A 16,948-nucleotide genomic window follows, 5' to 3' on the forward strand; every position below is an offset into this window, starting at 1 on the left:
ACGACCGGGTCGTACTTCTTGAGCACCAGCTTGTCGGTCTTGGTGCGGGCATTCTTCTTGGCCACGTAGAAGAAGCCGGTGTCGGCCGACGAGTTCAGGCGGATCTTGATGGAGGCGGGCTTCGCCATCGGAAGGAGTCCTCGGTCGCGGACGGCGTCGCCGCCGGCGGGTGTTCTAAAGAGCGGGGGAAAATACGAATCCGCGCCCGGAAGTCAATGCAAAGTCATAGCGCCGTCGGGCGCATGCCCTTTTCGTTGTTTTTGTAGCGCAGGAAGGGTTTCGGGCGGCTGGGGTCGTCCATGCGGGCGACGGCTTCCTTGATCATCACGCGAGTGACCGCCGGGAGCGGGAGCGCCATGGCTTCGTCAAAGTCGACCCAGGCGATCTCGTCGAGTTCGCCGCAGTCCCCCTGGCGGTCGAGGCTGGTCAGGCGTTCGGCGTCGGCGGTGAGGAACCAGGTGTCGAAACGCTTGCCCACCGCCGGCGGAGTGATGGCGCGGGCGATCACGTCCATGGCTTCGAGGTCGGGCAGCACGCCCTGGGCCACGAAGTCTTTCCAGGGGCCGGTTCCGCGGGCTTCGCCCGGGCGGGCGATCAGGAGGCCCGCTTCTTCCCAGGTCTCGCGGACGGCGGCCAGCGCCAGGGCGCGGCCGCGGCCCGCGGGGAGGTAGCGGTCGAAGAGGCCGCCGACGTCGGCGCGCAGGTCGCTGGCGAAGGGCGCGCGATAGTCCGCCCGGTCGATCCGGCCGCCGGGGAACACCCAACGGTCGGGCATGAAACTGTGTCCGCCGTGGCGGCGGCCCATGAGCACGCGCGGCTTGGCGGCGTCACGGCGAATGATCATCACCGTGGCGGCGTTCTTGGGCCGCACGGCGCGCTGGCCGGGGATGCGGGGCGGGCCTTCCGGCTTGTGCGGGATCAGGGGAGCTTGGGACATCGCGCGAGTGTAGGCGCGGCGGCGTGGCCGGGGGAAGGGCGCCGCTGCGGAACTCAGCGCCGCTTGCCGCCCATCTTTTGTTTGCGGCCGGTGCGGATGCCGGGGGGACGTCCTGATGGCCGACGCTTGGGGCCGAGATGGGGGCGCGGCGCCGAGCGATCGGGCGGCGCCGGGTCGCTGGTCATCTCGAAGAGCAGTCCCCCGGTAAGCGGCGTGGCCTCGATCAGCTTGACAGTCACCGGCAGGCCAAGCGGCCAGCGCGCGCCGCTGCGTTCGCCGACCAGGGCGTGGGCTCGCTCATCATGGCTGAAGTACTCGTCGCCCAGGCGGGAGATCGGGGCGAGGCCATCGGCGCCGGTGTCGGTGAGTTTGATGAACAGGCCAAACCGGGTCACGCCGGTGATCTTACCGGCGAACTCTGCGCCAACGTGTTCCGCCAGAAAGGCCGCCACATACCGATCGGTCGCCTCGCGCTCGGCGGCCATGGCGCGCCGCTCGGCGAAGGTGATGATCTCGGCCGTTCCACCCATCTGGGCGATATCGCGCTGGGACAGTCCGTCTTCACCCAGGCCCAGTGCGGTTATCAAACCGCGGTGGACGACCAGATCAGCATAGCGGCGGATCGGCGAGGTGAAGTGCGCGTACTTGGCGAGGTTCAGGCCATAGTGGCCGATGTTGTCGGCGGAATAGACGGCCTGCATCTGAGTGCGCAGCACCACCTCGTTGACGATATCGGCGTGCGGTCCGTCACGGGTCTCGGTGAGCAGGCGGTTGAAGCGCTCGGTGCGCGGCGCCTCGCCTTTGGACCAGGGCAGGCCCAGCGTCTCCAGGAAGTCGGCCAGGGCCTGAATCTTCTCGGCGCTGGGCTGGTCGTGGATCCGGTAGATCAGCGGGGTTCGCTTCTGCTCCAGCATCTCGGCGGCGCAGACATTGGCCTGGATCATGAACTCTTCGATCAGCTTGTGCGCCTCCAGGCTGGCGCGCGGCGTGATGGCGGCGATCTCGCCCTTTGGAGTCATGGAGATGCGACGTTCGGCGCTTTCAATGGCCAGCGGCGAGCGGGAGTCGCGGCCCTGTTTCAGGCAGGCATAGGCGGCCCAAAGGGGCTTCAGGATCGGGTCGAGCAAGGGACCGGACCTGTCGTCGGGCTCCCCGTCGATGGCGGCCTGGGCCTGTTCGTAGGCGAGCTTTGCGGCCGAACGCATCAGACCTCGCACGAAGCGGTGGGATCGTTTGCGGCCGTCGGCGCCGAACACCATCCGCACCGCAAGGCAGGCGCGGGCCTCGCCTTCGCGCAGCGAGCAGAGACCGCTGGAAAGGCGCTCGGGCAGCATCGGCTCGACCCGGTCGGGGAAGTAGACACTGTTGGCCTTGTCGCGGGCGATGCGGTCGAGCTCGGAGTCGGGCCGGACGTAGGCCGCGACGTCGGCGATGGCCACCCAACAGACCCAGCCGCCGGGGTTCTTCGGATCGTCGTCGGGGTGGGCGTAGACGGCGTCGTCGTGATCGCGCGCGTCGATGGGGTCGATAGTGATCAGCGGCAGGTCGCGCAGGTCTTCGCGGCCGGATAGCGCGGGCGGATGTGCGGCTTCAGCCTCGGCTTCGGCGGCCTCGGTGAAGCCGATGGGGATGCCGTGAGCGTGAATGGCGATCAGCGAGTAGGCGCGGGGGTCATCCTCGCGGCCGACCACCTCCAGGAGCTTGCCGCGTTTTGGGCCATAACGGGGCCCGTGCGGCTCGACGGCGGCCAGCACCAGGTCGCCGTCGCGGACATCCTCGCCCTCAGGCAGCAGGAGCACGTCCTTGGATCGGCGGTCGACGGGCTCGACGCGGACCTCCCGGCGCGCCTTACGAACGACGCCCAGGATTCGATGCGCGCTCTGGCCCAGGCGCTTGATCAGCCGGGCCTCGGTCTCTCCACTCTCCAGCCTGATGAATCGCACCAGCAACCGGTCGCCCATGCCCGGTGCGCCAGCGGCGGCGTCGCCGCCGGGAGCGAGCGGCACGAGGGGGGCGTCTTCGCCTCGGCTGAGACGCACCAGCAGTTCGCCGTCCGCCGTGCGATCAACCACGTCGGCGACGCCCACCTCCGGCAGCGCTCCGGCCTCGGCGAAACCGCGACGCCCGCGCTTGCCCAGTGTTCCGTCGGCCTCAAGGGTCTGGAGCATGGCCCGCAGGGCGCGGCGATCCTCGCCTTTGAGGCCGAAGGCGCGCGCGATGGCGGCCTTGTCGGTCTCGCCGCTGTCACGGACGAACTTGAGCAGCGTCTCGCGGTCGGGCAGGCCCTTGGGGATGCGGGTCGCGGCGGGAGATCGACGAGGCGTCTTGGGTCGGGCCATCGACGGGCCTTAGCACGATCAGCCGTTCAGAAACCTGATGATCTCGGGATAGGCGGCGCGGTCCTGGATCATGAACATGTGGCCGCCTTCGAACCAGGCCAGCCGGGCGCCGGGTATGCGGTCGGCCATGGCCTCCTGCGTGGCGGGCAGTGCGATTCCGTCGTAGCGGCCGGCGGCGATGAGCGTCGGGCAGGCTATGGCCGGCAGGCGATCCCAGGTGTCGTGAAGGGCGCGGGCTTCGATCTGGCGCGCGGCCCCCATCGCCCGGCCGGGCTCGCCGGCATAGGGGTCGGCCGCGGCCATGGCGACGAACTGAGCGTGCTGTTCGGGATTGGCGGCGGCCCAGGCCGCGTCGCGCCGTGTGTCGCTGATCGGGATCATGTGACGGGCGCGGGCTTCGCCTTGGAGGTGGCTGATCTCGTGGAACGGAAAAGACGCGCCGCCGGCTCCGCCAGGCGAAGTGCAGGCCAGCACCAGTCGGCTCACGCAGGCGGGATGCCGCAGCACCAGCTCCTGGGCGACCATACCGCCGAATGAGACGCCCACCACAAGGGCGTCGTTCCAGCCGAGGTGATCCAGAAGGCCGGCGGCGTCGTCCGCATACTCGGCCATGCTGTAGGGCCGGTCGGGTTTTTCCGTACGGCCGAGACCCCGCTGGTCGTAGGCGACCATGTCAAAGGCCTTCGCCAGCGGCGAAGCGAAGACGTTGGGCTGCACCCGCAGGTCGCCCCCGGTGCCCGAGATGAACAGCAGTCGCGGACCCGAGCCGGCGCGCTCGAAGTAGAGGTCGATGTCGTTGATGTGGGCGGTGGGCATGGCTTGCTGCCTCGCGAACAAGGGGCGCCGGTTCAGGCGCTCTTGGCTTTCTGTTTGGCCTTGGGTTTCGCCTTGGGCTTGGATTTTGGTGCGGCGGCCTTGGCTGCGCGCGCCGGCTTCTTCGCCTTCTTGCCCCCGCCCTTGGCGACCCGCTCGGCAAGCAGGGCAACAGCCTGCTCAAGGGTGACCGAAGCGGGATCCGCGCCGCGGGGCACGTTGGCGTTGGTGTCGCCATGTTTCACGTAGGGACCATAGCGGCCGGAGAGCACGCGCACCGGCTGGCCATCGGCCGGGTGGGCGCCGAGGTCGGCCAGGGCCGTGGCCTCGGGGCGGCGGCCGGCGCGCTTGGTGGCGATAAGATCAACGGCGCGGTTCACGCCGACCTCGAACACCTCGTCGATCGAGGGCAGGTTGGCGTAGGTCTTCTCATGCAACACGAAGGGGCCGAACTTGCCGATTCCGGCCAGGATCGGCTTTCCGTCTTCCGGATGCAGACCCACCTCGCGGGGCAGCCGCAGCAGCCGCAACGCCTTTTCGAGATCCATGTCGGGCGCGCTCCAGCCCTTGGGCAGGCTGGAGCGTTTCGGCTTTTCGCCATCGCCGAGCTGAACATAGGGGCCGAAACGGCCGGACTTTAGCCAGACCGTCTCACCCGTGACCGGATCGATCCCCAGTTCGCGGTCGCCCGCGGCGGCGTCTTCGCCGGCCTCGGTCACCGTGAGCGGCCGGGTGTGGCGGCACTCCGGATAGTTCGAGCACCCCAGGAACGGACCGTACTTGCTGCTCTTCAGACCCATGCGGCCGGTCCCGCAGGTGGGGCAGAGGCGAGGGTCGGCGCCGTCCTCGCGGGGTGGGAAAAGGTGCGGGCCCAGGCTGGCGTCGAGCGCGGTGAGCACGTCGCTCATCTTGAGGTCGCCCATCTCGGCGATCTTGGCGTGGAAGTCGGCCCAGAATTCGCGGAGCAGCACCTTCCAATCGAGGTCGCCCGCCGAGACGAGATCGAGGCGCTCTTCCAGCCCGGCGGTGAAATCGTATTCCACGTAGCGGCCGAAGAATTCGCCGAGAAAGGCGATCAGCAGGCGGCCTTTGTCTTCCGGCACGAAGCGTTGCTTATCCATGCGCACGTATTCGCGGTCGCGCAGCACCGTGAGGATCGAGGCGTAGGTCGAGGGGCGTCCGATGCCGAGCTCTTCCAGCTTCTTGACCAGGCTGGCCTCGGAGTAGCGGGGCGGCGGCTCGGTGAAGTGTTGGTCGGCCTTGACCTTGCGGACATTGGCCGAGGCGCCTTCGGCCACCTGCGGCAGACGACCGGACTCTTCGTCGTCGGCGTCGTCGCGGCCTTCCTCGTAGACCACCAGATAGCCCGGGAAGGTGACCACGCGGCCGGTTGCGCGCAGGCCGGTGCGCCCGTCGGCGCTGTCGAGGTTGATGATCGTGTCCTCGATCCGAGCGGCCTCCATCTGCGAGGCGATCATCCGCTTCCACACCAGCTCGTAGAGCCGGCCGAGATCCCCTTCCAGTCGCAGGCGCCCGGGATTGCGCGCCAGGCTCGTCGGGCGGATCGCCTCATGGGCCTCCTGGGCGTTCTTGGCCTTGGTGGCGTAGAAGCGCGGCTTCTCCGGTACATACTCGCGGCCGTAGAGGCCTCCGATGACCTCGCGCGCCTCATCCAGCGCCTCAGGCGCGGTCTGGACGCCATCGGTCCGCATGTAGGTGATCAAACCGACTGTCTCGCCGCCAATGTCGATGCCCTCGTAGAGTTTCTGGGCGGCCTGCATGGTGCGTTGAGCGCTGAAGCCGAGCTTGCGGGAAGCTTCCTGTTGAAGCGTCGACGTAGTGAACGGCGGCGGCGGGCTGCGGCGGCCGGGCTTGCGCTCGACGGTCGACACCTTGAAGGCGGCGGCCTGGACGGTGTCGCGGGCGGCCGATGCCGCCGCTTCATCGCCAAGGTCGAACTTGGCCAGGCGCCTATCGTTGAGTTTGACCAGCCGTGCGGTGAAGGGATCGCCGCCGGCGGAGACATCCGCCTCGACGGTCCAGTACTCCTGGGTGATGAAACGCTCGATCTCGATCTCGCGGTCGACAATGGCCCGCAGCGCCACCGACTGGACGCGACCCGCCGAGCGCGCACCGGGCAGCTTGCGCCAGAGGATCGGCGAGAGCGTGAAGCCGACCAGATAGTCCAGGGCGCGGCGGGCTAGGTAGGCCTCGACCAACTCCATGTCGAGCTCGCGCGGATTGGCCATGGCCTCGGTGACAGCGGCCTTGGTGATGGCGTTGAACACAACCCGCTGGACAATAGTGTCCTTGAGCGCGCGCTTCTTCTGCAGCACTTCCAGCACGTGCCAGGAAATCGCCTCGCCCTCGCGGTCCGGGTCGGTGGCCAGGATGACCGTCGAGGCGCCCTTGGCCGCCTCGGCGATGTCGGCCAGGCGCTTGGCGGCCTTGGCGTCTACGTCCCAGGACATGGCGAAGTCCTCGTCCGGGCGCACCGAGCCGTCCTTGGCCGGCAGGTCCCGGACGTGGCCATAGGAGGCCAGAACCGTGAAGCCGGAGCCCAGGTACTTGTTGATGGTCTTGGCCTTGGCGGGGCTCTCGACGATGACGAGGTTCATGCGGGGGGAGGGTTCCAAAAGAGCGCGGAAGGTGGGGGTGCGCCTAAGGGCCTGTCAACGGGGCGTGATGACCCTATTCCGCGAGCCCCCTGTAAGGGGGCTCAAGCCGCGCAGACCATGCCGCCAGGCAGCAGTTCCGCGCGACCGGCGAGCGCCAGTTCCGTCAGGGCGGCCATCACCACGGGGGTGGGCGCGCCCGCCGCGCGGACCAAATCGTCGCGCGAAACCGGCGTCGGGCAGAGCAAAGCGGCCAACCGCGCCCGGAGACCGTCGTCGGGTTCGGGCGGGCAACTTCGCCAGGTTTCACAGGCCGTATCGCCCAGGCCGCGGATGCCTTCCAGCGCTCGCAGGACGTCTTCCGCGCCTTCACAGAGGGCGGCGCCCTGGCGGATCAGGTCGTTCGCCCCGCGGGCGCGCGGGTCGAGCGGAGAGCCGGGCACGGCCAGCACCTCGCGGCCCATCTCATTGGCCATGCGCGCAGTGATCAGTGAGCCGGAGCGGAACTCGGCCTCAACAACGACCACCGCGCGCGCAATGCCGGCAATGATGCGGTTTCGGCGGGGGAAGTCGCGGGCGACGGCGGCGCGCCCAGGGGCGTTCTCGCTGATGACGCAGCCCTCTGCGACGATCCGGGCGTGCAGCGCCCGATGCTCCGGCGGATAGACATCGTCCACGCCGCCGCCGAGCACGGCGACCGTGCCGGTAGGCAGCGATCCCTCATGGGCGGCGGCGTCGATGCCGCGCGCGAGGCCGGAGATGATCGCGCATCCTTCGGTCCCGAGGTCGGCGGCGAGCGTGCGGGCGAAGCGTTGGCCGGCCGCTGAGGCGGCTCTGGCGCCGACGATGGCCACGGCGCGACGCTGGAGAAGGCCTGCGTCGCCCCACACCCAGATCAATGGCGGCGGCGGATCGACGGCGGCGAGGGCGGACGGAAATGCGGGCTCGCAGGCGGCGATCATGCGTGCGCCCAGCTCTTCACCGGCCGCCAACTCGGCCTCGGCGGTGGTTGGCGAGGGGATGTCCAATCGGTCCGCGCGTCCGCCGCGCCGGGCCAGATCGGGCAGGGCGGCCAGAGCGAGAGACGGCTCTCCGTACCGGGCGATCAACTGAGCGAACGTGACCGGCCCGACATTCTCGGTGCGGGCCAGCCGCAGCCAGTCGCGGCGCTGGGCGTCCGAGAGCGCGCGGGTCACGGACTGGACGGAGCGGGCGGCGCAGCCTTGGCGCCGCCGATGCGGGGTTCCTCCCCCTTCAGCAGACGGCGAATGTTCTCGTGGTGGCGCACGAACACCAACAGGGCCATGAACAGCGCCAGCAGCACGATCGGTCCGGGAAGGCCCAGCAGGATGGCCGCCAATGGCGCCAGGGCCACCGCGATCAGCGCCGCCAGCGAAGAGATGCGGAAAAGGAGAGCCGAAATCAGCCAGGCCGCTCCGGTTGCGACGCCGACCGGCCAGGCGGCCGCCAGAAGAGTGCCCATGAACGTGGCCACGCCCTTGCCGCCTTTGAACCTTAGCCAGACCGGGAACAGGTGGCCGAGGAACGCCGCTCCAGCCGCCAGTGCGATGACTGTGGCGCGGACCTCTGGTGCAGAGTCGCGAGTCAGAACCCAGGCCAGCAGGACCGCAAGCGCACCCTTGCCGCCGTCGCCCAGCAGGGTGATCAGCGCCAGATCCTTGCGCCCGGTGCGCAGCACATTGGTCGCCCCGATGTTGCCAGACCCCACCGAACGGATGTCGCCGGCGCCGCCGAGGCGCGTGGCGATCACGCCGAACGGGATCGAGCCCAGCAGGTAGCCGCCGACAACAGCGATGGCGAAAAGCATGGTGCTGGTCATGTGGAACGGCTCCCCCGGTTTGAGGGGATGCTAGCGCGATGACGGCTCATGCCCCAACAGTACGGAACATAATAAGAACGTCAAGCCCGTCAGGCCGAGTACACCGTCCGTCCGTCCACCAGCGTCCGCAGCACGCGCCCCTGCAGGCGGCGACCGTCGAAGGGGGAGTTCTTTGATTTTGAGATCAGCTTGTCGGCATCGATCACCACTGGCGCGTTCAGATCGCAGAGAACGAGATCGGCCGGTGCGCCGCGGCCGATTCGACCTGAAGCCAGGCCGAGGAGGTCGGCGGGCGCGCAGGTGACCGCGCGGATCAGGTCAATCAGCGGAATGCGGCCCTCGTGGTGGAACGCCAGCAGCGCCGGCAGCAGGGTCTGCAGGCCTACCGCACCGGGCGTGGCTTCATCATAGGGCAGGCGCTTGTCTTCGGCCGGCGCGGGGGCGTGGGCCGAGACGATGACCTGGATGAGCCCTGAGGCGACCGCTTCGATCACCGCCTGGCGGTCGTCTTCGCTGCGCAGCGGCGGATCCAACTTGCAGAAGGTGCGGTAGTCGCCGATGTCGATCTCGTTGAACGACAGGTGGTTGATCGAGGTGGTGGCGGTGACCGGCAGTCCCTTAGACCGGGCGCGGGCGAGACTTTCCAGCGCGCCGGCGGTGGTCACCTGATCGACGATGAACGGCGCGCCGGTGAGCTCCACCAGCGCTAGATCGCGCTCCAGCATGATCCGCTCGGCTATGGCCGGGACGCTGGGCAGGCCCATGCGGGCGGAGAACTCACCTTCGCTGGCGGCGGCGCCGGCGGAGAGCCAGGGATCGGCCGGCCGATGGGCGACAAGCGCTCCGAACGCCTTGGCGTAGCTCATGACCCGGCGCAGCACCTTCGAGTCGACGATCGGCCGGTCGGCGTCGGTCACATAGAGGCAGCCCGCCTCGCGCATGAGGCCGATCTCGGCCATCCGCTGACCCTGGCAGCCCTTGGTGGCGGCGCCGGCGGGGTAGACATGGACCAACTCGATATCGCGGGCGCGACGGAGGATGAAGTCGACCACGGCGGGCTCATCAATCGCCGGGTTCGTATCCGGCTGGACGACCATGGTGGTCACGCCGCCCGCGGCGGCGGCGAGGGCGGCGGACTTCAGCGTCTCCTTGGGCTCGGCGCCGGGTTCGCCGGTCTTGACCCGAATATCGACGAGGCCGGGGATGAGGAGCGCGCCACCGGCGTCGATCACCTCCACATCGGGGGTGAGGGCGCCGAGGTCCGGCTTGTGGGCGACATCGATGATCACGCCCCCGGCGATCAGCACCGCTCCGGGGCCGTCGTAGCCTGTAGCCGGGTCCACGAGGCGCGCATTAATCAAGGCTGTGGGGCGGCTCACCTGTCGTTCTCCAGCCGGGCGGCCAGCGAGGTGAGGACGGCCATGCGCGCGGCGACGCCCATCTCGACCTGATCCTGGATCAGGCTGACGGACAGATCGTCGGCGACCTCGGAGTCGATCTCGACGCCGCGGTTCATGGGGCCCGGATGCATGACCCGTGCATGCGGCGCGGCGTAGCCCAGCTTCTCGCGGTCCAGGCCGTAGAAGCGGAAATACTCCCGCTGAGACGGCGCCATGACGCCGTCCATGCGCTCGAGCTGAAGCCGGAGCATCATCACCACGTCGCAGCCGTAGATCCCGGCGCGCAGGTCGTGGAAGATTTCGACGTTCCAGCGCTCGGCCGCCGCCGGGATCAGGGTCGGCGGGCCGACAAGGCGAACATGCGCGCCCAGCATCTGCAGCAGGGCGATATTGGAGCGCGCCACGCGGCTGTGCATCACGTCGCCGCAGATCGCGACCTTGAGCCCCGCGATGCGACCAAAGGCGCGGCGCATGGAAAGCGCATCGAGCAGCGCCTGGGTCGGATGCTCATGCTGGCCGTCTCCGGCGTTGATCACGCTGCAGCCCACCTTCTGGGAAAGCAGCGAGGCCGCGCCTGAAGAGGCATGGCGCACCACAAGCAGGTCGGGCTGCATGGCGTTGAGCGTGACTGCCGTGTCGATCAGCGTCTCGCCCTTGGACATCGCCGAGGCGCGCGGGCTCATATTGACCACGTCGGCGCCGAGGCGCTTGCCCGCCAACTCGAAACTGGACTGGGTGCGTGTGGAGTTCTCGAAGAACAGGTTCATCAGCGTGCGACCCTTCAGCAGGTCGAGCTTCTTCGAGGTCTGACGGTTGAGACTGACGAAGCCGTCGGCGAGGTCGAGGAGGTTGGCCACCTCGACCTCATTGAGGTCGGTCGCCGACAGGAAATGGCGCTTCGGGAAGGAAAAGGTCCTTTGAAGGACCTCGTTCAGGCCGGGTGGGGCGCCGCTCATCGAGAGGCGGTCTTAAGGCCCCGCGACGACCAAGGGAAGCGCGGCCTTTGCACCCTGGGCAAGGCGCCCCATATGGCCGGAGCCGGCGGAGCGCCGGAAAAGTGCACACCGGGGGATGCCAACTTGACCGTCAGCCTGTTCACCTATGTCGGCGCGTTCTCGCGCGGCCTCGACACCTTGGCCCATGTTCTGAACAAGGGCGCCGAGCACGCGGCCGCCAAGGGCGAGACCACCGCTCAGATGCTGGACTGGCGGCTGATCGACGACATGCTGCCTCTGCGCGCCCAGGTTCGGACGGTGTGCAACTTCGCCACCCAGTGGCCGGCGCGCGCGGCGGGGCTGCCGCTGCCGGCTGATATCGACGGCGATCAGGACCTGCCGGGGCTGCTGGCGGACATCGCCAAGGCCAAGGCCTATCTGGCTGGGCTCACGGCCGACCAATTCGCGGGCGCCGATGAGCGGACGGCCACGGTCAATATCGGCCAGGAAATGACCCTGCCACTGGCCCAATGGATCCCCGGCTTCGCCATGCCGAACTTCTATTTCCATCTCTCGATGGCCTACGCGATCCTGCGGTCACGGGGCGTAGCGGTGGGCAAGCGGGACTTCTTCGCAGGCGGACTTTAGCGGCGCTATCCGCCTCCGCCGGCTCTCTGGAAACTCTCGATCAGAGAGCCGGCCACCAGCCGCCAGCCGTCGACCAGCACGAAGAAGATCAGCTTGAAGGGCAGGCTGATCACGACCGGCGGCAGCATCATCATGCCCATGCTCATCAGAACGCTGGCGACCACGAGGTCGATCACCAGGAACGGCACGAACAATAGAAAGCCGATCTCGAAGGCGTGCTTGAGCTCGGAGATCATGAAGGCGGGCGTGACCACGCGCAGCGGGATGTCCGCAGTGGACGCCGGGCGCGGAATCTCGGCCAGACGGACGAAGAGGGCGAGATCCTCGTCGTCGACCTGAGCCAGCATGAACTGCTTCACCGGCCCGCTGGCGGCGTCGAATGCGGCCGGCAGCTCCATCTGCTGTTCGAGCAGAGGGCGGATGCCTTCGTCGTAGGACCTCTCGAAGGTCGGCGCCATGATGATGGCGCTCAAGAACAGAGCCAGCGAGATCAGCACCGCATTGGGCGGGCTCTGCTGGAGGCCGAGCGCCGTACGCAGCAGCGACAGCACCACCACGATGCGCACGAACGAGGTGGTCATAATGACGATCGAGGGCGCCAGCGAGAGGACGGTCAGCAGGCCGACCATCTGGACGACACGCTCGGTAAGGCCCGCGCCGGTGCCGAGATCGACATTGATCGCCTGGGCCAGGGCCGCGGTCGGCCAGATCAGGCCGGCGACCGTCGCGGCGAGCGCGATCAGCAGGGCGCGACGCCAGTCCTCGGCGGGCAGGGTGCGGATGGCGCGGACAAACAGCATCATCGCGGTGCGTCGAGGTCGGCGACGACCTTGCCTTCACCCAGCAGCAGCAAGCGCTCGCGGCCGTCGCACGCGACGATGACCACGCGCCGGGAGGGATCGAGCACCAGAGTCTCGACCACCCTGAGCCGCCGGTCCTTTTTCTGGACCGTGAAGCGGGCCATGGCGTCGGGGCCGTAGCGGCGCAGCGCCACGGCGGCCAGGCCCACCAGGCCGAGCGTGAGGATCAGCGCGAAGAAGGCGCGGAGGAGGGCGGCGAGGTCCATGAGATTTCCTTGCGCGCCGATAGACCGTCGAATCCCTTAAGCGGCGATTAACCCTGTTTGTTCAGAAATGACGGCATGAACCTGGCCGCAATCCCGCTCTTCGCGATGCTTCGCGACCGGCTCGGCTACCTGAACGAGCGCCAGAAGGTGATCGCCCAGAATGTGGCCAACACCGATACCGCTAAGTATGTGCCTGAAGATCTGAAACCCTTCTCGTTCAACGCCCAGGTGGCGATGCAGCGGCAGGGTCAGGCCGGCGCCATGGCCACGACCCAAGCCGGCCACATGGCGCCGTCATCGGGTCGGCGAGGGCTGGGGTCGCAATACAAGCCGGTGAAATCGCCCGACTCCGAGACCACGTTGAACGGCAACGCCGTGGTTCTGGAAGACGAGATGATCAAGATGAGCGACGCCCGTATGAACTACGACGCGGCCATCGGATTTTATCAGAAATCCTTGAACCTGATCCGGCTGGCCAGCAGGCCGGCGGGCCGGGTGTAGGCGGAGAACGCTAGATGGCCGATGTCAGACCCACAGCCGGCGTCACCCAGGCGATCGCGGCCTCCGCGCTCAAGGCGCAACAGGCCCGCATGCGGATCATCGCCGAGAACCTGGCCAACGCGGACTCCACCTCCAAGACCCCGGGCGGCGATCCCTATCGGCGGCAGGCCCCGGTATTCGAGCCGACCCGGATCGCCGGGGCGCAGGGGGTAAAGCTGGCCAAGGTCGAGCCAGACCCGACCGAGTTCAAGACCGAATATGAGCCCGGTCACCCCTCGGCCGACGCCCAGGGCTATGTGAAGCTTCCAAACGTGAACTCGCTGGTCGAGGCGCTCGATATGCGCCAGGCGCAGCGGGCCTACGAAGCGAACCTCAATGTCATCGAGACCACGCGTGCGATGCAGATGCGCACGCTGGATCTGCTGCGAAAGTAGGGAGCTCTAGGCCATGGTCACCGCCTTCGCCGCCGCCCGCGCCTATGCCGCAGCCCAGCAGGGAATGGGTCTAGATCCAGGTCTGACCGGACCTGGCGCCGCCGCGCCGCAAGGCGGCGGTTTCGGCGACCTCGTGAAGTCCGCGATCACCGACGCCATGTCGGCCTCGAAGCAGGCCGAGCACACCATGGCCGCCCAGGTGGCGGGTCGCGCCGAACTGGTGGATGTGGTGACCGCGATCTCGGCCGCCGAAGCCAGCCTGGAGACCGTGCTCGCGGTGCGCGACCAGGTGATCAGCGCCTACCAGGAAATCATGCGGATGCCGATCTGACGGCGGTTCAGACCGGCGGGTCGGCTTCGACCACCGGCCCGAACACCGCCTGAAAGGCTGACTTCAGCGCCGCGTCCGCGTCATCCATTCCGACCGGCCGACCGAGGTCAACGAGGCTGGTCACCCCGTGTTCTGTGACGCCGCACGGCACGATGCCCGAGAAGTGGCTGAGGTCGGGCTCGACATTCAGCGACACCCCGTGGAACGAGACCCAACGGCGAAGCTTGACGCCGATGGCGGCGATCTTGTCTTCGCGCGGCGGGACGCCAGGCGTTCGGCGCTCGACCCAGACGCCGACCCGTCCGGGGCGAACCTCGCCGGCGACGTTGAAGACGTCGAGCGCGCCAATGAGCCAGGACTCCAGCGCGGCGACAAAGGCGCGGACATCGCGGCGGCGGGCCGAGAGGTCGAGCATCACATAAGCCACCCGTTGGCCGGGGCCGTGATACGTGAACTGGCCGCCGCGCGCGGTCTCGAACACGGGAAAGCGATGAGGGTCGATCAGATCGGCGCGCTTGGCTGAGACGCCGGCGGTATAGAGGGGCGGATGCTCCAGCAGCCAGATGAGTTCACCCGCGCGCCCTTCGGCGATCGCGGCGGCCCGGGCCTCCATGGCCGCCACGGCGACCGGGTAGGCGACCGGGCGGGTTGAGACGGCCCAACCGCACGGCGCGCCATCGGCGCGGTGAAGTTCGGAAGTTAAGGCGCGGTCAAGCATATCGGCGCGAATGTGGGGCCCGACGCGGCGAAGCGCCACGTCATTCGATACAGCCCAGATGGTGCGTCCTCGTGAGTCAGGTCAAAGCGGTCAATGTCGAGATCCAGGTGCTGCTGGGCCGGGCGCAGCTTCCGATGCAGCAACTGCTGCGCATGGGTCGCGGCGCGGTGATCCCGCTCGACGCCACGGTGAATGACGAGGTCTGGATCCTCGCCAACAATCATCCTGTCGCCCGAGGCGAGATCCAGATCGCCGACGAGAAGATCGCCATCACCGTGACGCGCGAGGCCAACGTCTACGACTACATGGCAGGCGGTAACGGAGCGTAGACGGTCGGTCAGAACGTCTGCTTCGACCAAGCGGTCTTGCATAGGTGCTGGTCGCGGAAGGCGTCGGCGGTCATCGCCGTCACCCCGCCGCCGCTTGCGACATCCAGAGCCTGGATCGCGCCGGTCTTGAAGCCCGACCAAGCCGGTGCGCCCGAACCGTTGGGATCGCCGGTCTTGGCGAAGTTGGTCCAGTAGCTCGACATGGTTTCCCGCAGGGCCTGCTGCTCGTCGCTGTGGCGCGCGCCGGCCATGGAGAACAGATAAGGCAACTCCGCCGCGTGGGCCGCGCCCTGCGGCAGGCTGAGAACATAGCGGCCGCCGATCATCCCGATCAGCGGGATGGCCGTCTGGTCGCGGAACTCATACATCCAGACCGGCGAGCCTTGTGCGGCGATGCGGGCCGAGACGTTGACGCCATGGCAAGAAAAGGTGCTGTCGGTGCCGGCCGCCGCCGTGGCCAGACTGGGTTGGAGCGCCAGGTCGTCGCCGAACCGGCTCAGCGGATAGTACTTTTCCGTCAGGTCGCTGACGGAGAGCCCCGACTGCGTCGACGCCACCTTAGCGCCGTCCAGATAAGCCTGCGGCGTCATCAGGAACGACCGGTTGGCCGGGTCGAAGTTTGGCGACTTGGCCTGGAAGCGGGCGCCGAACTCGCCGATCGCGACGAACATCCGGTTTTCGTCCTCGTTGGACCCGTTGATCACCGGGACCTTGTTGTTGGCGCCCGCGGCGAAAGCAGCCCGGATGGTGCGCGGCATGACCTTACCATCGACCGAGGGGATCACGCTTGGCACGGCCTGACCGAAAGCGGTCATCAGCTTGCCTCGCACCACTGCATCGGGCAGGTCGCGCAGACAGGCGGCGGTGACACCGGCGGCGCAGGTGGGGGCGAGGTCCTGGCCAGCCATCGCCTTTTCCAGCGCGGTGGTGCTGTTGGCCTCCAGCTGAGCCTGGGTCAGCTGGTTTTCGACTCCATAGGCGCCGCTCTGGATGATCGCCTTATGGAACAGGCCCTTGGATGGCGGCGACGCCAGGTGGGAAAGGACGCTGAAGCCCCCGGCGGACTCGCCGAAGATCGTGACGTTCCCGGGGTCGCCGCCGAACGCACCGATGTTGGTCTTCACCCAGCGCAGGGCGGCCTGCTGGTCCATCATGCCGTAGTTGCCGGCGCTGCCGTTGGCGTCGCGCAGGGCGGGATGGGCCAGGAAGCCCATGGCGCCCAGTCGATAGTGAATCGCCACAACGATCACGCCCTTGGAGACCATCAGGCTGGGGTCTGCGTAGGTTGAGGCGTCGCCGGTGGTGAACGCGCCGCCGTGGATCCAGACCATGACCGGGAAGGGACCTTTGCCGGCCGGCGCATGGACATCGAGATAGAGGCAGTCCTCGCTGTCGCCGCGCGTGCGGAACGGGCTGTCCGGCCCGGTCTGGAGGCAGGCGGCGCCGGTCTTGGTCCGGGCTAGTGTGGCTGTCCACTTGGCTGCCGGTTGCGGCGGCTTCCAGCGGAGGTCTCCAACCGGCGGGGCCGCGAAGGGGATGGCGAAGAAGGTCCGCATGTCGCCCCGGACCGTAGCCTTGACCGGGCCCTGAGCAGTCTTCACGACCACCGCCGGATCGGCGGCCCGGGCCTGTGGGGCGATGGCGAAGGCCGCCAGCGCCGCCAGACTCGCGGCGAGGCGCTGGAGGGGTTGCTGCGTGCTGCGCATGGTCGTTTCCCGCACTTGGTTCCGAATCCTGGGTTCCGACGATCTATGCCGACCGGCCTCGCCCTTGTCTCCCCCGACGGGGTTTGCTACCTGCGCCGCCTCACCACGGGCGGTCGTGGCGGAATTGGTAGACGCGCAGCGTTGAGGTCGCTGTGGGGCAACCCGTGGAAGTTCGAGTCTTCTCGACCGCACCAGTGAATTTGAGCCGTCAAAAGGAATACGCCTAGTCGTCCGAAGCCTGCCGGGGAGGTCCGCATGAGCCGCGACACGGACGACCTGACCCTGGCCCGCGAGTCCGAGGCTGACCTTGAGGACCTCGCGCTCGAGGACGACTAC

At 68.1% G+C, this 16,948-nt stretch carries 18 protein-coding genes and 1 tRNA gene; 6 read left to right on the forward strand and 13 right to left on the reverse strand.

What is annotated here, in order from left to right; genetic code table 11:
* The 9 genes from rpmG to ACIQ3R_RS06620 form a co-directional block, all read right to left on the reverse strand.
* On the reverse strand, positions 1-128 hold a 128-nt coding region (gene rpmG / locus ACIQ3R_RS06580; RefSeq protein ID WP_397416521.1), incomplete at its 3' end, for a 50S ribosomal protein L33.
* 95 nt (positions 129-223) lie between these two features.
* Positions 224-937: an NUDIX hydrolase gene (locus ACIQ3R_RS06585; protein WP_397416486.1), complete on the reverse strand. Its 714-nt coding sequence runs from the start codon at positions 935-937 to the stop codon at positions 224-226.
* Positions 938-990: 53 nt separating this feature from the next.
* Positions 991-3,276, reverse strand: a complete 2,286-nt coding sequence (gene rnr, locus ACIQ3R_RS06590; RefSeq protein WP_397416488.1) for a ribonuclease R — start codon at positions 3,274-3,276, stop codon at positions 991-993.
* A gap of 18 nt (positions 3,277-3,294) precedes the next feature.
* Positions 3,295-4,092, reverse strand: coding sequence for an alpha/beta fold hydrolase (locus ACIQ3R_RS06595; RefSeq protein WP_397416490.1), 798 nt, complete (start codon positions 4,090-4,092; stop codon positions 3,295-3,297).
* A gap of 32 nt (positions 4,093-4,124) precedes the next feature.
* On the reverse strand, positions 4,125-6,707 hold the full coding sequence (gene topA, locus ACIQ3R_RS06600; RefSeq protein ID WP_397416492.1) for a type I DNA topoisomerase: 2,583 nt from the start codon (positions 6,705-6,707) through the stop codon (positions 4,125-4,127).
* 101 nt (positions 6,708-6,808) lie between these two features.
* Entirely contained in the window at positions 6,809-7,900 is a 1,092-nt protein-coding gene (dprA, locus tag ACIQ3R_RS06605) for a DNA-processing protein DprA (protein WP_397416494.1), read from the reverse strand.
* Complete coding sequence (plsY, locus tag ACIQ3R_RS06610) at positions 7,897-8,544, reverse strand: glycerol-3-phosphate 1-O-acyltransferase PlsY (protein ID WP_397416496.1); 648 nt, start codon at positions 8,542-8,544, stop codon at positions 7,897-7,899. Before plsY ends, dprA begins: the two co-directional genes overlap by 4 nt.
* A gap of 89 nt (positions 8,545-8,633) precedes the next feature.
* The gene (gene pyrC, locus ACIQ3R_RS06615; RefSeq protein WP_397416498.1) at positions 8,634-9,923 is read right to left on the reverse strand and encodes a dihydroorotase; all 1,290 of its coding nucleotides are present in this window, start codon (positions 9,921-9,923) and stop codon (positions 8,634-8,636) included.
* Positions 9,920-10,900 carry an aspartate carbamoyltransferase catalytic subunit gene (locus ACIQ3R_RS06620; RefSeq protein ID WP_397416500.1) on the reverse strand — a complete coding sequence of 327 codons (981 nt, stop codon included), beginning with the start codon at positions 10,898-10,900 and terminating at the stop codon, positions 9,920-9,922. The genes pyrC and ACIQ3R_RS06620 overlap by 4 nt, the downstream gene beginning before the upstream one ends.
* Before the next feature lie 123 nt (positions 10,901-11,023).
* Here ACIQ3R_RS06620 and ACIQ3R_RS06625 point away from each other — a divergent pair, with 123 nt between their 5' ends.
* Entirely contained in the window at positions 11,024-11,527 is a 504-nt protein-coding gene (locus tag ACIQ3R_RS06625; protein WP_397416502.1) for a DUF1993 domain-containing protein, read from the forward strand.
* Between the two features lie 5 nt (positions 11,528-11,532).
* Here the strand turns inward: ACIQ3R_RS06625 and fliP are convergent, their stop codons facing one another.
* Together fliP and ACIQ3R_RS06635 are read right to left on the reverse strand one after the other, a co-directional pair.
* Complete coding sequence (fliP, locus tag ACIQ3R_RS06630) at positions 11,533-12,330, reverse strand: flagellar type III secretion system pore protein FliP (RefSeq protein WP_397416504.1); 798 nt, start codon at positions 12,328-12,330, stop codon at positions 11,533-11,535.
* Positions 12,327-12,593, reverse strand: a complete 267-nt coding sequence (locus tag ACIQ3R_RS06635) for a flagellar biosynthetic protein FliO (RefSeq protein WP_397416507.1) — start codon at positions 12,591-12,593, stop codon at positions 12,327-12,329. Before ACIQ3R_RS06635 ends, fliP begins: the two co-directional genes overlap by 4 nt.
* Positions 12,594-12,668: 75 nt before the next feature.
* Here ACIQ3R_RS06635 and flgB point away from each other — a divergent pair, with 75 nt between their 5' ends.
* From flgB to fliE, 3 genes are read left to right on the forward strand one after another with little or no spacing between them, the layout of a single operon-like run.
* Positions 12,669-13,094 (forward strand): flagellar basal body rod protein FlgB, encoded by a 426-nt coding sequence (gene flgB, locus ACIQ3R_RS06640; protein ID WP_397416510.1) that lies wholly within the window; start codon positions 12,669-12,671, stop codon positions 13,092-13,094.
* A 14-nt stretch (positions 13,095-13,108) separates the two neighbouring features.
* Positions 13,109-13,528 carry a flagellar basal body rod protein FlgC gene (gene flgC / locus ACIQ3R_RS06645; RefSeq protein WP_397416513.1) on the forward strand — a complete coding sequence of 140 codons (420 nt, stop codon included), beginning with the start codon at positions 13,109-13,111 and terminating at the stop codon, positions 13,526-13,528.
* Positions 13,529-13,541: 13 nt separating this feature from the next.
* Positions 13,542-13,859 carry a flagellar hook-basal body complex protein FliE gene (fliE, locus tag ACIQ3R_RS06650; RefSeq protein ID WP_397416515.1) on the forward strand — a complete coding sequence of 106 codons (318 nt, stop codon included), beginning with the start codon at positions 13,542-13,544 and terminating at the stop codon, positions 13,857-13,859.
* A gap of 7 nt (positions 13,860-13,866) precedes the next feature.
* On the opposite strand, the gene lipB is transcribed toward fliE, so the two are convergent.
* Positions 13,867-14,577 (reverse strand): lipoyl(octanoyl) transferase LipB, encoded by a 711-nt coding sequence (gene lipB / locus ACIQ3R_RS06655; RefSeq protein ID WP_397416517.1) that lies wholly within the window; start codon positions 14,575-14,577, stop codon positions 13,867-13,869.
* A 47-nt stretch (positions 14,578-14,624) separates the two neighbouring features.
* Between lipB and ACIQ3R_RS06660 the strand changes: the two genes are divergently transcribed.
* On the forward strand, positions 14,625-14,906 hold the full coding sequence (locus tag ACIQ3R_RS06660) for a FliM/FliN family flagellar motor switch protein (RefSeq protein ID WP_397416523.1): 282 nt from the start codon (positions 14,625-14,627) through the stop codon (positions 14,904-14,906).
* Between the two features lie 8 nt (positions 14,907-14,914).
* On the opposite strand, the gene ACIQ3R_RS06665 is transcribed toward ACIQ3R_RS06660, so the two are convergent.
* Positions 14,915-16,612 carry a carboxylesterase/lipase family protein gene (locus tag ACIQ3R_RS06665; protein ID WP_397416519.1) on the reverse strand — a complete coding sequence of 566 codons (1,698 nt, stop codon included), beginning with the start codon at positions 16,610-16,612 and terminating at the stop codon, positions 14,915-14,917.
* A gap of 109 nt (positions 16,613-16,721) precedes the next feature.
* Between ACIQ3R_RS06665 and ACIQ3R_RS06670 the strand changes: the two genes are divergently transcribed.
* Positions 16,722-16,806 (forward strand) — tRNA-Leu (locus ACIQ3R_RS06670).
* Positions 16,807-16,948: the final 142 nt, after the last annotated feature.

It is taken from the genome of Phenylobacterium sp. (assembly GCF_044371015.1).
GTDB lineage: Bacteria > Pseudomonadota > Alphaproteobacteria > Caulobacterales > Caulobacteraceae > Phenylobacterium.

Excerpts from the sequence above, each read along its gene's own strand:
- ACIQ3R_RS06620 (WP_397416500.1), bottom strand. The coding sequence starts at position 10,900 with ATGAGCGGCGCCCCACCCGGCCTGAACGAGGTCCTTCAAAGGACCTTT.
- flgB (WP_397416510.1), top strand. The coding sequence starts at position 12,669 with ATGAACCTGGCCGCAATCCCGCTCTTCGCGATGCTTCGCGACCGGCTC.
- rnr (WP_397416488.1), bottom strand. The coding sequence starts at position 3,276 with ATGGCCCGACCCAAGACGCCTCGTCGATCTCCCGCCGCGACCCGCATC.
- ACIQ3R_RS06595 (WP_397416490.1), bottom strand. The coding sequence starts at position 4,092 with ATGCCCACCGCCCACATCAACGACATCGACCTCTACTTCGAGCGCGCC.
- lipB (WP_397416517.1), bottom strand. The coding sequence starts at position 14,577 with ATGCTTGACCGCGCCTTAACTTCCGAACTTCACCGCGCCGATGGCGCG.
- ACIQ3R_RS06585 (WP_397416486.1), bottom strand. The coding sequence starts at position 937 with ATGTCCCAAGCTCCCCTGATCCCGCACAAGCCGGAAGGCCCGCCCCGC.
- plsY (WP_397416496.1), bottom strand. The coding sequence starts at position 8,544 with ATGACCAGCACCATGCTTTTCGCCATCGCTGTTGTCGGCGGCTACCTG.
- topA (WP_397416492.1), bottom strand. The coding sequence starts at position 6,707 with ATGAACCTCGTCATCGTCGAGAGCCCCGCCAAGGCCAAGACCATCAAC.
- ACIQ3R_RS06665 (WP_397416519.1), bottom strand. The coding sequence starts at position 16,612 with ATGCGCAGCACGCAGCAACCCCTCCAGCGCCTCGCCGCGAGTCTGGCG.
- ACIQ3R_RS06635 (WP_397416507.1), bottom strand. The coding sequence starts at position 12,593 with ATGGACCTCGCCGCCCTCCTCCGCGCCTTCTTCGCGCTGATCCTCACG.
- fliE (WP_397416515.1), top strand. The coding sequence starts at position 13,542 with ATGGTCACCGCCTTCGCCGCCGCCCGCGCCTATGCCGCAGCCCAGCAG.
- flgC (WP_397416513.1), top strand. The coding sequence starts at position 13,109 with ATGGCCGATGTCAGACCCACAGCCGGCGTCACCCAGGCGATCGCGGCC.
- fliP (WP_397416504.1), bottom strand. The coding sequence starts at position 12,330 with ATGATGCTGTTTGTCCGCGCCATCCGCACCCTGCCCGCCGAGGACTGG.